The 14,095-nt window shown below is 40.1% G+C and carries 10 protein-coding genes; 6 read left to right on the forward strand and 4 right to left on the reverse strand.

Features of this window, described 5'->3' with window-relative positions:
* Positions 1 to 7: 7 nt before the first annotated feature.
* Genes AWW68_RS00425 through AWW68_RS00435 form a run of 3 tightly spaced genes read left to right on the forward strand, consistent with a single transcriptional unit; the run spans position 8 to position 3,815 of the window.
* Positions 8 to 1,042 carry an HlyD family secretion protein gene (locus AWW68_RS00425; protein ID WP_068215442.1) on the forward strand — a complete coding sequence of 345 codons (1,035 nt, stop codon included), beginning with the start codon at positions 8 to 10 and terminating at the stop codon, positions 1,040 to 1,042.
* Positions 1,042 to 2,514: a TackOD1 domain-containing metal-binding protein gene (locus tag AWW68_RS00430; protein WP_068215444.1), complete on the forward strand. Its 1,473-nt coding sequence runs from the start codon at positions 1,042 to 1,044 to the stop codon at positions 2,512 to 2,514. Before AWW68_RS00425 ends, AWW68_RS00430 begins: the two co-directional genes overlap by 1 nt.
* Entirely contained in the window at positions 2,514 to 3,815 is a 1,302-nt protein-coding gene (locus AWW68_RS00435; protein WP_068215448.1) for a glycosyltransferase family 2 protein, read from the forward strand. The genes AWW68_RS00430 and AWW68_RS00435 overlap by 1 nt, the downstream gene beginning before the upstream one ends.
* 8 nt (positions 3,816 to 3,823) lie before the next feature.
* On the opposite strand, the gene AWW68_RS00440 is transcribed toward AWW68_RS00435, so the two are convergent.
* Complete coding sequence (locus tag AWW68_RS00440; RefSeq protein ID WP_068215451.1) at positions 3,824 to 4,921, reverse strand: response regulator; 1,098 nt, start codon at positions 4,919 to 4,921, stop codon at positions 3,824 to 3,826.
* A 67-nt stretch (positions 4,922 to 4,988) separates the two neighbouring features.
* Between AWW68_RS00440 and AWW68_RS00445 the strand changes: the two genes are divergently transcribed.
* Together AWW68_RS00445 and AWW68_RS00450 are read left to right on the forward strand one after the other, a co-directional pair.
* Positions 4,989 to 6,203: a hybrid sensor histidine kinase/response regulator gene (locus AWW68_RS00445; protein ID WP_157717459.1), complete on the forward strand. Its 1,215-nt coding sequence runs from the start codon at positions 4,989 to 4,991 to the stop codon at positions 6,201 to 6,203.
* A 54-nt stretch (positions 6,204 to 6,257) separates the two neighbouring features.
* Positions 6,258 to 6,743, forward strand: coding sequence for a GAF domain-containing protein (locus AWW68_RS00450; RefSeq protein WP_068215455.1), 486 nt, complete (start codon positions 6,258 to 6,260; stop codon positions 6,741 to 6,743).
* On the opposite strand, the gene AWW68_RS00455 is transcribed toward AWW68_RS00450, so the two are convergent.
* On the reverse strand, positions 6,740 to 9,949 hold the full coding sequence (locus AWW68_RS00455) for a PAS domain S-box protein (protein WP_068215457.1): 3,210 nt from the start codon (positions 9,947 to 9,949) through the stop codon (positions 6,740 to 6,742). The two genes, AWW68_RS00450 and AWW68_RS00455, sit on opposite strands and share 4 nt — an antisense overlap.
* Positions 9,950 to 10,150: 201 nt before the next feature.
* Between AWW68_RS00455 and AWW68_RS00460 the strand changes: the two genes are divergently transcribed.
* The gene (locus AWW68_RS00460; protein WP_068215459.1) at positions 10,151 to 10,687 is read left to right on the forward strand and encodes a YceI family protein; all 537 of its coding nucleotides are present in this window, start codon (positions 10,151 to 10,153) and stop codon (positions 10,685 to 10,687) included.
* 71 nt (positions 10,688 to 10,758) lie between these two features.
* Here AWW68_RS00460 and AWW68_RS00465 read toward each other — a convergent pair whose 3' ends face one another.
* A complete protein-coding gene (locus AWW68_RS00465; protein WP_068215461.1) occupies positions 10,759 to 12,420 on the reverse strand; it encodes a sodium:solute symporter in 1,662 nt (553 codons plus the stop codon).
* Positions 12,421 to 12,591: 171 nt separating this feature from the next.
* The gene (locus AWW68_RS00470; protein WP_089082256.1) at positions 12,592 to 14,013 is read right to left on the reverse strand and encodes a sugar porter family MFS transporter; all 1,422 of its coding nucleotides are present in this window, start codon (positions 14,011 to 14,013) and stop codon (positions 12,592 to 12,594) included.
* Positions 14,014 to 14,095: the final 82 nt, after the last annotated feature.

Consider the following 14,095-nt stretch of genomic DNA (forward strand, 5'->3'; position numbering starts at 1 on the left):
CAACGCTTTGAGAAAGATAGACTTTAATAAAAAAGAGAAATACATAGCCCAAGAAGAGGAACCAATCCGGAAGAAAAGAATCAACTGGGATAGGCTGGTATACTTGGCAATACTCTTTTTTGTATTGGGTAGCCTAGTCTTCTACCTCATTAGAAATTTCTATTTCGTAACAGCCCCTGGCCAGGTGGTAAAAGAAAGCTATGTAGTTCTCTTTCCTTATGACATTAGGCTCGATGATGTTTTTGTAAAAGAAGACCAAGAAGTAAAAGCAGGACAACCTCTATTAACCTTTGAGAGAGATTTCAGAATAGCTGATAATACCCTTGCCAACTCCACACGCTCCATTGATGAATGGATAACCCGTGAGCGCTTTACTGCCAACCGGAATATTCAGGTTAAAACCATAGAAATAGCAGAAAACGAGAAAAGAAAAGAGATTATTAGAGGCAAAATTGAGCAACTAGAGCTCATGGTAATTCTCGATGTTTCTAACGCCAGTAGAATAGACAGTCATGAATCTGAGCTAATTAGGTTAGAAGCCGAAAACAATGTACTGCGTGAAGAAATCAAATACTGGAGAGGCTACCTTGCTCAACTTCCACAATACAGACAGGAGTATCAAAGCTCATTATTAGAACAAATGGGCCAAAGCGGAGGCCTCACCTCCTTTAAAGCCCCCATTTCTGGAGTTATTGCCAACATTAATTACAGGAAGTACGATTTGGTGTATAAGGGCGAAACCATACTGAATATTGAACTAGATGAAACTTACATCAGGGCTTATATTCCTCAAAAAGAGTACGGATCCATTTTCGAAGGTGACTTGGTCACTATTGTGTTCCCAGACAGAACAAAAGGCAAAGGAGTTATCGAAAAAATTTACAGCGGATTAGAAAAACTACCGCCAGAATATCAAGATGACACCCGAGCTTCCGTTAGATCATTACTAGCCATTGTTAGACCTCTAGATAATGAGCAAGAGAAAAAATGGAAGGTTAACGACAAACTGAATGTTGAAATTCGTAAACGAAGGTTTTTCTAATGGACAATAGTTCTACATCAATTGAACCGAAGGGCACTGAAGCTGGTGGAGGGGTTTTTCAAGTAAGTAAAGCTTTTGACAGAAGACAAAACGCTGTGCTTCGCGAACAAGGCCTAGACATCCTCATCGTTAAAAACTATGAGGATGTGAAAATACCGAGCTTAGCTGCCTACGATGTAGTTATGATAGACTACAACGCTGAGCAGAGGGCGTTTGAGTTACTCAGCGCCATCAGAGCATCCGTTTATGAAGAGGTGTACTTAATGCCTTGTTTTTTACTCACCTATGAAAAAGAAGCCCGTCCAAGAGACTTGGCCTTGTCTGACGGTGCACTGAAAGAACCTTCTGTCATTTCTCACTTTTCTCTGATTGAGCAAATTCTTACTAGAATTAGTGAGATTATAGGAGTTAAGTCAGACTTCTCAGGAAGAAAAGTTTTACTTAAACTCATTCGCTATTTATACACTAGAGACAAACCACTAACTCCAGTGGCTACCAGAAATGCTCACACTGGTTACTCTTACCCATTTTTAGAAGCCAACATTATGTATTTCGAGTATCAAGAGATATTTGACCTTCTAGATGTAGGCGAAGAGAAAGGGATGTTGAAAGCCGACTTTATGGACAAAGTTCACCTTTGCGGAAATTGTAATGGTGGCTTTCTTAACTACAGAGAGGTTTGCCCTAAATGCGGCTCGCGTAAGCATAAATCTCAGCACACCATTCACCACTTTGTATGTGGCTACGTGGGGCCAGAGTCGGACTTTATGGACAATAACAAACTCACTTGCCCGAAGTGCGATCGTCAACTCAGACACATAGGAGTTGATTATGATAAACCATCTCTTATTACCGAGTGCGAAAATGGCCACGTATTTCAAGAGCCCAATGTGGAAGCCTATTGCTTTAACTGCCACCAAGTAAGCGCAATAGACGAACTTAAAAGCCACACCATCAATGAATATAATCTTACCGCTTCTGGGGCCAATCTTGCGGTAAGTGGTAAAGCCAAAGAGGTTACAAAAGAACCAACAGAGCTAGAAGGTTTTGTGTCGCTCAGTGTATTCAAGACTTTCCTACAAATGGAAATCCAGAGACAGTCACTTAGCAATAAAACAAGTGCCGTCACTTATGTAAACTTAATGTTGGCACCATCTACCTTAAAACAGAACAGTGAAAACTTCAACGAGTTTAGCAGAGAAATTGCAAGGGTGTTTAAGTCTCAATTGAAGCCAACCGAAGTGGTAACCTTCATTAATGACGATAGCTTCTTAGTTATTTCTCCAGAAGAGGGCCAAGAAGCCGTAAGTCAGCGCATAAATGAGATCAAACAAGCCTTACTCATTTGGGTGAAGTCTAATTTTGAAGGAAGCAAAAAAGACAAAATTATTTCGGAAACCTTTGAGTTAGATAGCAGCAAGGATGGTAGCTCAGTGCTACAACAGATTAACGAGCGACTGAACATTTTCTAATGTGGTCAGAGATTTACCAATATTTCGACCAACTATCAGTTAATGAATTCATTAGAATTTATTGGTATGTCTTCTTTATAGAGGTACCGAGGTATCTTCTTTTCGATTATTTCATTCTCATAATGTTCTATTTGAGGCGGTTTTCAGATAGAAAGGTATATAGAGAAGCAAAAAACAGGTTTTGGGTAGACCAACCCTTAGTAAGCATACTCGCCCCTGGAAAAAACGAAGGTAAAAACCTCTATAAGCTTGTAAAGTCTCTCGAAGCGCAAACTTATCAGAACTACGAAATTATTATTGTGGATGATGGGTCTGATGACGACACCCCAATAATTGGCAGGTCACTAGAGAAAGCCGGACTCATAGACCTATTCATCAGAAACCATGTAAGAGGTGGCAAAGCCAGCGCTGCCAACCTTGCTCTACGTTACGCTAAAGGTAAGTATATCTTACACCTAGATGCAGACAGCTCTTTAGATAGAAACGCCATCGAACGAATAATCACTCGTTTTTATTTAGACGATAAAATAGGCTGTGTAGGTGGCAATCTGAAAGTTAGAAACAGCGATGAAAGTTTGGCCGCTACCATGCAAGCCATAGAGTATCTTATGTCCATATCTGTTGGTAGAATCATCACCTCCTATTTGGGTATTTATAGAATAATTTCTGGTGCTTTTGGTGCTTTTAAAACCGATGCATTAAAAAGAATTGGAGGCTGGGATATAGGCCCTGGTTTAGACGGAGATGTAACCCAAAAATTCAGGAAAATGGGGTATAAAGTAGTCTTTGAAGACCGAGCCATTTGCCTGACTAACGTACCAACAAAGTTCAGTAAGCTGGCAAAACAACGGTTAAGATGGAGTAAGTCGATCATTAGGTTTAGGCTCAGAAAACACATCGATGTGTTTTTACCTACCCAAAGTTTCACTTGGCTCAACTTCTTCTCCTCTCTAGAAAATGTTCTTTTCAATGTAGTATTTGCCTTCTTATGGCTATTCTACATGATAGATATTATCATACATTTTCCGGAAACCATTGTCTTCATCATTATCATTAAGCTCATTATTTATACAGCCATCAATTTCTTGCAGTTCTTCTCACTACTGGCCATTTCCGAGCGATGGAAGCAAGAGACCAAGCTTCTACTTTACATTCCGCTTAAATCTATCTATAGTGGCTATTTTATGAGGATAGTGAGACTGATGGCGTACATCAAAGAAATGTACTTTTACTCGTCTTACAAAGACGCATGGAACCCTGCCAAAACTTCTGACAAAGCCCTGAAACACGGTAAACTATAAAGCTTTGTTTAAGCTGTTTTCAACAATATGGATATGGCTGTACCAGCACCACTTTCAGTTTCCATTTCAATGGAACCATCGAACAGCTCTACTAGGCATTTTATATTGTACAACCCTAAACCAAGACCTTCGCTTACATACTTACTTTTAGAAAGCTTGGCATAAGGCCTAATCTGATCCATAGACGAACTGGCGAAACCAATTCCCTGATCTTGCACGGTAATGTTGTAAAACCCGTTATCTACTGAACCCATTACTTTTACTGGGCAATTTCTGGCAGAGTACTTAAAGGCATTTTCTACCAGTTCTTTAATACAGAACCTTAAAAACTCTTCCGGAAAAAGAAGTGTAGAGCTATCAGCATGTACATACAAATCCGTATTTCTCCCAAAATCGGTAGCCAACTCTTCACTTATGAGTTTTATTTGATTGGCTGGCTCTTCAGTTTTCAGTTCGCGAAGGGTTGCCAACTCTTCTTCATTTTTCTTAAGGGCCTCTACCCTGTAGAAGTAAATGATCTTAATTATGTTTTTTCTAAGCTTATGAGCATCATTCTCTATGAGCTTGGCAATTTCAGCCACATCAGAGAGAATAATCTCTGCGGTATCTCCGCTCAACAGGTTCGCAAGGCGCTCAATATTTTTTAGTGGCTCATCAATAACCTCGGTTATTGGCAGGCCTACTACGTTCTTCAACTCATCGTATTTCTCCGTTTCTTCCGCGACAATATCATGACGCATTTTCAAGCGCTTATTTACTGCTTCTACTAGTTCTGAGTTATTAAACGGTTTGGGCAAATAGTCATCGGCTCCAAGTTTCATCCCAGTTCGAATGTCTTGAAGCGTCTTTTTAACTGTCAGAAATATAAATGGGATGGTTTTAGTTTTAGGTGACGAATCGTCTCTCAGGGCAGCCAAAACCTCAAAGCCATCCATTAAAGGCATATTAACATCGCTTACAATTAAATCGGGAAGAAACTCCTGTGCCTTGTGTACTCCCTCCTCTCCATTTCTCGCTGCGATGACATCGAAACCCTCCAATTCAAGAATTTCCTCTATATTGTCTCTAAGAGCTTCATTATCCTCGATTACAAGTATTTTTTTCATACTGAAATTTAAACCCTACTTATACTTTAGTAAGTTATAAAAAAAGTTAACCCAAAATACTGATTTGATGGCAAAAGGCAGGTTAATGATTGTTGAAGATGAACGCTTCAGCGCCACAGTGCTTCAAAGAACCGTAGAACGTTTGGGCTACGAGGTTGTTGGCAATGTGCAAAATGGGCACGATGCCATAGAAATTTTCAAGAAGGAGCTGCCAGATGTTATCATCATGGACTTCAATATACAGGGAGATTTAGATGGGGGAGATCTATCTCTAGCACTGGCCGAAATAAAGCGAACCTCAAACATATTCATTACTTCTGCTGAAGATGAAGAAAGCCTCCAGAAGATAATGGATGCCAAGCCTGATGCTTACATTCAGAAGCCTTTTGAACAACGAGAACTTCGGGCTGTATTAGAGTTAGCTTTCTATAAAAACAAAAAGGAAAATGAGCTCAACGAGCTTCTAAGTAGCCTAGACAAAAAGGTTAAAGAAAGAACAAAAGAGCTGAATGAAACTGTTCGCGAGCTGGTAAAAGAAATGGCTCAGCGTGAGAAAGTACAGCGGCAATTAGAAGAGTCGCTAAACAAAGAGAAGAAGTTCGGCAAACTGAAGTCGAGCATAATTTCCAACCTATCTCACGAGTTTAAAACCCCACTGAGCACCATTAGATCTTCTGCTCAATTCCTTACAACGCTAATTGAAAGAGAGCGATTCGACAAAATGAACGTGAAGCATTCTAAACGTATTGAAGATGCTGTAGATCATTTAGCAGAGCTGCTCACCAGAATATTAATGGTTGAAGAAAACGTAAACGAAGTTTACAACGTGGTCATTGAACAGGTAAATGTTACTGAAGTTCTCAAAGCAACAGTCTCTGAGCTTAAGCTAGGGGTATGCCAAGGGCGAACAATTGATATTGATATACAATTGGATGATGAGCTTATTGAAACGGACCCTAGGCTCTTCCGTCTGATAATCTCAAACATTGTTTCGAATGCTTGTAAATACTCCCAAGATGAAGTCTTAATTTCTGTACACCGAGAAATGGACAGTCTAATTATGTCTTTCAAAGACAAGGGAATTGGGATGTCTGAAAGTGATATAGAACAAATATTCTACCGGTTCTATCGTGGTGAAAACGTTGGTTCTATAGAAGGAACAGGCATTGGCATGTCGATTATGAAGAGATGTTTGGACGCCCTAGGTGGCAAAGTAAAAATAAATTCGGAACTTGGTAAAGGCTCTGAATTTGTAGTACGCCTACCTGTTAATCAGGAGTAGTATCAAGCTTCTGAGCCTACTTTTTTATCAACCTCAACCAGTACTAACTCTGTTATGGAGAATATTTTTTCATTGAAACAAAGTCTACTAGAGTCGTCTGGCTCATTAGAAGACAAACTGAATTTAGCCTTGAAGCTAGGTTGCCAAGTTACCGAAACCGATGTTGGAATTATTAGTAATATAAAAGGCGAAACTTACACCGTAAAATCTGTTCACCCCATAGACATTGGGCTAGAAATAGAAACGGTTTTTGAGCTGGGCAACACTTATTGCGATTTGACCTATAAAAAAGGTGAGCTAGTAACCATAGACCACATGTCTAGGTCTGAACACAAACTTCACCCTTGTTATAAAAGCTTCAAAATTGAATCTTACATAGGAGACGTTTACCGAATCGAAAATGACATCAAAGGCACCATTAATTTCTCTAGCGTACCACCTAGAGAGCAAGTGTTTAGCGATAAGCAAAAGGACTTTGTCCAGTTTTTAGCGGAATGGTTAGGTCAAGCCTTAGAGCCTAGACGCCAAGAGTATAATTAGTTCTTTATACTTGCCTGAAAGTCGCTTCTCAACTCTTTCAGCACATTTACACAAGTTTCACACGTACTCATGATCTTCGGCAAAACTGGGCTTTGTTCTTCATGGTCTAGTGTTTGAACACAGAAGTTTGCACTATCTAAAAGGCTATCTGCGTCACAGGTTCTAAAGGTCACCTTCATTTTGTGTATCAGCAAATGACTTGCGGATGGATCTTTTGACTCAATAAACTTGGGAAACTTCTCCATAAATTCTTCGAAATTCTCAAGTAGGTTATCAAGTAAGCTAACCATAAACTCGTAGTCATCTTGACCAATGGCCACCAAGTTCATCTTTACCTTCTCTTTATCAGGCAAACTATCGTTTAAAGCAGGCACACCTTGTGCCTTTAACTCATGAATTCCGGAAATAAACTTTTTGATTTTGGCATGGAGTTCACTCGGGTTAAATGGCTTAATAATTACATCATTCATTCCAAAATCACGAATTCGAGCCAAGGTACTATTATCTGAAGATGCCGTTAAAGCCAATATTGGGATTTCTCGGTAATATGATCCATCCATGGCTCTAATCTCTCCGCATGCCGTAAGCCCATCTTTTTCTGGCATCTGCAAATCCATTAGAATAAGGTCGTACTTCTTTTTGGTCACCTCTTCAATGGCTTCATTACCATTAGCGGCAATATCTACCTCTACACCCCAGTTATTGAGGAATTTTGAGGCTACCAGTTGATTAGCCGCATTGTCTTCAACAAGCAACACATGGCCTTCAATTTTAGGTAAGTCAGAGGTATTCACACCAAGCATATTAAATTCTGAGTCTATGGAAGATTCTTCACTGATGGGAAAAATCAGGCTAAAGTAGAAAGTTGATCCCTTATTTAGCCTGCTATTCACAGATATTTCTCCACCCATTGCTTCTAATAGTCTCTTGGTAATAGATAACCCTAAGCCGGTGCCACCAAAATTTCTGGTAATGTTAGATTCCGCCTGCACAAAACGATCGAATATCTTCTGCAGGTTAGCCTCAGAAATTCCTATACCAGTATCTTTAAACTCAAAGTAGACCTCTACTTTATTATCTCTTCTTTTGGTCTGCTCTATGGTTATTCTAACGCTTCCTTCTTTGGTAAACTTCACTGCGTTACTGAGCAGGTTATTAATTACTTGTGAGAGTCTTGCAGGGTCACCCATAACCACTTTAGGCAAGTCGCTATCGAAGAACAGTTTGAGATCTACTGCCCGTTCTTCTGCTCTGAATGAATGAGCCTGTTTAATATTATTGATGAGCTCTTCCAGATTGAAGCTGATTTCTTCTAACTCCACCTTACCCGCTTCTATCTTATTGTAATCCAGAATGTCATTGACTAAACTCAATAGATTTTCTCCAGAAAACCTGATGATCTTTAACCCAGGCAACTGATCTTCTCTCGGGTTTTCTTGCATTAGCAAATGAGACATGCCAATTACCGCGTTAAGTGGGGTGCGAATTTCATGAGACATTACAGACATGAAATTGGCTTTAGCCTGTGAAGCCACTTCTGCCCTCTCCTTGGCATCGCGCAGCTCAATTTCTTGACGCTTACTTTCTGTAATATCTTCAGTAAGCATTATAATCCCTCCAATACCGCCATTCTCTAAGTACCATGGCTTCACTTCCCATCTAAGCCATTGAATACTTCCATCTTCTCTCTCAAAAGGATCCTCATCTTTCTTATGAGTCACCCCTGAAAGACACTCCTCATGAATCTTTTTCCATTCTTCTCCTATCTCAGGGAAAATCTCGTAATGACTCACACCTATTACTTTTCGCCCTTCAAGCCCATAAGTTTTAAGCCATTCTCTACTATGGGCCAAGTACTTCACATCATTATCGAACATGGCAACTGGCGCTGGTGTGGCCAAAACGAAAGATTGTAATTGCGAATTCTGATCGCTAATAATATCTTCTTGTTGCTTTCTGATTTGAATGTTTCTTGTAGCGGAGCGGATGGCTGTCACTTTCCCCTCACTATTCTCTATAGCTGTAGAAATAGACTCAAACCAGATATAATCTCCGTTCTTATGCCTTAACCTGTACTCCAAGTAATTACGCCTATCCCCTTTTAACAATGGTCTATGCGCTTCTTCCATGGCTCGCCCTTTATCATCGGGGTGCATAAGATCATAAGGCGTTTTACCTATAATTTCATCAGCACTGTAGCCTAAATTTTCATAAATGGAAGGAGACACATAAGTATAGCGTCCCCTCAAGTCATGTAGACAAACAATATCTTGGGAAGTATCTGTTATAATCTGAAGTAAATTAGACTTCTCGTTGAGCTTTTCTTGAAGCTCACGCTTTTCGGTTATGTTTCTGGCAATGGCTCTTACACTGGCCATTTTTTTGCCTGAATACTTAATCTGAGATTTTTGACCAACAATTAGACCGCCTAAATCGGATTCTTTCTTCAAGCGAATCCGAAATTCAATGTAAGACTCGCTCTTGCCACTTTTAATCTCATTCAAATAAAAACCTCGCACCCTGTCAATATCATCGGGATGAACCAAGTCTAGATAGCTCATGCTCATTAACTCCTTTTCGGAGTAGCCAGTATCTCTAGAGATTAAAGGATTACAATAGGTGAAAACTCCATTGTGGTTAGTTTCGAATACATAATCTCCAGCATCTTCAATCATGGTCTGGAAAAGCGATTTATTCTTCTCAACTTCAGCAAGCTCTTTTCTTAAAACCAATTGTTTAACCACCTGCCTGCCTAAAGACTTAAGTGCTCTCTTCTGACCATCATTAAGGTTATTGGGCTCATGATCGATAACACACAATGTTCCTAACACATGACCGCTAGGATCTACTAGTGGAGACCCCGCATAGAAAATCACATTAGGTTCATCTTCTACTAAGGGGTTGTCTTTAAACCTATCATCTTCTCTGCTGTCCTGAATCTCAAAAATGCGATCAGGCTCATTAATAGCGTGACCACAAAAACTGATTTCTCTGGGTGTTTCGACTGCATCTAGCCCCACTCTCGACTTAAACCATTGTCTTTTTTCATCGATCAGGCTGATTAAAGCAATGGGAGTTCCACATATTTCTGATGCTATTTGGGTAATATCATCAAACTCAGACTCAGGCAAAGTGTCTAGCACTTGGTAACTCTTCAACGCGCTCAGTCTTGCTTTTTCATTATGTGGAATATCTGGTTTTTTCATGTGTATCTGATGATCAAATTGAAAGATACGTAATTCTAACTATGTCTACGCTTTAAGGTTCAGTCAGTTAGATCATTGAAAAATAAGCATCTAACTCAGGATAATGTAGTTCCATTCAGAAAAATTTCCTCAACGACTGAACTATATGTACATACATACAGTTTTACAGGCATAATAAATCAACAGTTAAAAATTATCGACATGGAAGCAACAACTAAAACACTATGGAAGGTTGACCCAACGCACAGCGAGGTTCAATTCAAAGTAAAGCACTTGGTTATTTCAACAGTAACTGGCTCATTCAATAAATTCGATGGCTCACTAGAGTCCACCTCAGAAGATTTTGATGGTGCAGAAGCATCTTTTACCATTGAAACAGCTAGTGTTGACACTAACCAACAAGACAGAGATGCTCACTTACAGAGCGGAGATTTCTTTGACTCAGAAAACCACCCTAACATTTCTTTCAAGGGTAATCTAAAAAAGGTATCGGATGACGGGTATAAGCTAGTTGGCCCTTTAACTATTAAGGACACAACAAAAGAAGTTGAGTTAAATGTAGAACATGGAGGAACCATGGTAGATGGCTACGGACAAAACAAGGCAGGATTCGAAATCTCAGGTTCTATCAACAGAAAAGAATTCGGACTCACTTGGAGCATGGTTACTGAAGCTGGAGGAGTTGTAGTTGGGGATAATGTGAAGCTTCAGTTGAATATTCAATTAGTTGAAGCATAACAATTACTTGTTTATAACAAAAAAGGCTGTCTGAGGAAGACAGCCTTTTACTTTATAACTAATTACAGTAATCAACCAGTAAAATAGGTTAATATCGATATTACAACAATAACAAGAAGTACTGAAAAAAGTATATCCACCCATGTAAAACTCCCCTTTTTGAGCTGTTTCTGCTCATCGGAAAGCGTGCCAAAAGCTAACCCCTGAATATTGGCGTAATTCGGGCTGGCAGTGGCCAAGCTCGACACAATAAGTACAATTGCTGAAAACAAGAACATAAAAATAGCCATGTTCGCAAAATTGATTCGAGCATAATGATAAAGCATTCCAGATGCTACATGAACACCCGTTTCTTTGAACTGAGCTATTTGGTCTGAATAAATTAACTCCGAAGCAATTCTTAATATAGCCACCACTAAACCTGCAAATAGCGTAATAATTGCACCCTTAGAATTCATTCGTTTCCAAAGAATACCTAAAACAAATACCGCTGCAATTGGTGGAGCTATATAAGACTGTACACTTTGAAGGTACTGGTACATAACCCCACCGCCAATTTTATCCATAATAGGAATCCACACTATACCTAAAACAACCACTATACCTGTGGCATACCTACCTACTGTAAGCAATCTCTTCTCTGACTCTTGAGGCTTGAGTTTCTTGTAAATATCTATTGTAAAAATGGTTGAACATGAGTTAAAAACAGACGCCAACGAACTCATTAGAGCAGCCATTAAACCACCAGCTACTAAGCCCTTCAACCCAACAGGTAACAATGCCTTTACTAGGGTTGGAAAAGCCTCATCTGCTCTACCTAGTTCAATCAACCCTTTCTGGTTTAAAGCATAAGCAATAATACCTGGGATAAGAAAGATAAAGATTGGAAGTATTTTAAGGTAAGCTCCGAAAATAGCACCTCTTCGTCCTATTTTAATATTATTGGCAGCCAGCGTACGCTGAACAATGTACTGATCGGTACACCAATACCACACCCCAACTATTGTTCCGCCAATGAGCAGACCCGTCCAAGGAAAATCAGGATCAGAAGCTGACCTCCACATATTAAAATGATCAGGGCTTGTAGCACGAACTGTTGCTTGTAATTCATCCCAGCCACCCACGGCTTGCATACCTAAAACAGTAATTACTACAGAGCCTAAAATAAGCACAACCGTTTGTAGTGTTTCCGTATAGATCACTGCTTTCATTCCGCCAATCACGGTATATAATCCAGTGAACAACACCACTCCAATGGCACCGTACCAAAAAGGAATACCCAATAACTCCGACACCACGATACCTCCTGCATAAATGGTTACTGAAACCTTGGTGATAACATAGCCTACAAGAGAGAAGATAGAAAGGAACCATCGAGAACGGCTATCGTATCTCTTTTCCAAAAACTCTGGCATTGTAAAGGCATTACTTCTGAAGTAAAAAGGCAAAAATAGCCAGCCAAGCAGGAGCACAATCCATGCATGCAGTTCATAATGTGCCATTGGCATTCCGGACTCGGCCCCAGTTCCTGCCAAGCCAACTACGTGTTCAGATCCGATATTGGAGGCAAAAATGGATGCACCAATAACAAACCACCCAACGTTCCTACCTGCCAAAAAGTAGTCTTCCGTGTTTTTATTCTTCTGGACTATTACCCAAACGGCTACCCCTATCAATGCGAGGAAGTATAGCCCGAGCACAACCCAGTCAGCTGTTTCTAATACTGAATTCATTTGCGTTTCATGTTTTGTAAAAAAAGGTCAACTCTAAATATACAGATTTAAGGTATTCATCATTCATTAAATACACTTGCCTAAAAAAGATTGATCTCTTCGGTAGTTCATTACAAAAAAGAAGGCCTCCTTTTCAGGGAGACCTTCTCTATACGGTTAACCACTTTAGGCTTAAGCAGTCATCTCTTCTAGTTCTTTTCCTTTGGTTTCGTATACATACTTTATTACAAAGAAGATAGAAACTACCGCACCAATAGTGTACAAACTGTAGGCGAATGCCAAACCAGCTGAACCCAAGAGGATTGGGAAAGTTAAGGTAACCAAGAAGTTAGCGCCCCATTGTGCTAGACCAGCTACTGCAAGGCCTAAACCACGAATCTGATTCGGGAACATTTCTCCTAGCATAACCCACATAACAGGCCCCCAAGAAGCATTAAAAAACACCACATAAGCATTGGCAGCAATTAGGGCCATCATACCCATGGCATCGCTAAGTTGAAGAGTCTCCTCTCCAGTGACCGGATCTGCCACTAAAGAGCCTGTAGCAAAAGCAACAACCACAAGGGCCAATGTGATACTCATTCCTATTGAACCAATAACCAATAGTGGCTTTCTCCCTATTCTATCTACCAACACTAGTGCTGCAGCCACTGCCCCAATACTTAATGCCCCAGAAACAACATTAATTAATAAGGCATCGCTTTCACCAAACCCTACAGCTTGCCAAAGCACCGCACCATAGTAGAACACTACATTAATGCCTACAAACTGTTGAAATACCGCCAAACCAATTCCAATCCAGACAATTGGCCTTACTCTTCCCTTCACCTTGTCGTACAAGTCTGAGAACTTTGGCTTATGCTTATCTTTTGCCAGTGAAGCATCAATTTCAGTGACTTTACGCTTACCAACCACAGTTCCATAAAGCTTAGACAAAACCTTTTCTGCTTTGGTCTGCTTTTGTTTAGCCACTAAGAATCGAGGGCTTTCTGGTATGAATAATAAGCTTATGAAGAAGATAGCAGCTGGAATTATTTCCATCCAGAACATCCATCTCCAAGTTTCAAAATCCCACCAAAGAGGGTTTTCGGCCGAGCCAGAAATATTCGCGAGCTGATAATTACTCAAGAAAGAAAGGAATAAACCAATAATGATGGCTACCTGCTGAATAGTTGCTAAAGCACCACGATACTTAGCTGGAGCAATCTCTGCAATGTATGCAGGAGCCATTACTGAAGCGGCACCAACAGCCAAACCACCAAGAATTCTATAAATTATAAACTCACCTGAAGAACCTGCAATTCCAGATCCATAGGCGGAAATAATAAAGAAGACAGACGAAACAATGAGCATGGATCTACGCCCGTACAAATCGGCCAAGCGCCCCGCAAAAAAGGCACCTACAGCACAACCTAATAGCATTGAGGCCACGTTGAACCCACTGCCAATATCTTCGGCATTAAAGGCTGACTCCAACCCTTTTACCGTTCCATTAATTACTCCACTATCGAACCCGAAAAGGAAACCACCAAGTGTGGCTACCAGTGTTAGTCCGATAACGTAGAGATTATTTACTTTTTCTTCAGTTTTCAAAATAGTCGAGGTTTAGTTCGAAAGATCTTTTTATGATATGTTATAGAGCACAGACACCAAAAATCTGCACTTCTATTGAGCG

Origin of the sequence: Roseivirga spongicola, from assembly GCF_001592965.1 — a bacterium.
In the GTDB taxonomy this organism is placed as follows: Bacteria; Bacteroidota; Bacteroidia; order Cytophagales; family Cyclobacteriaceae; genus Roseivirga; species Roseivirga spongicola.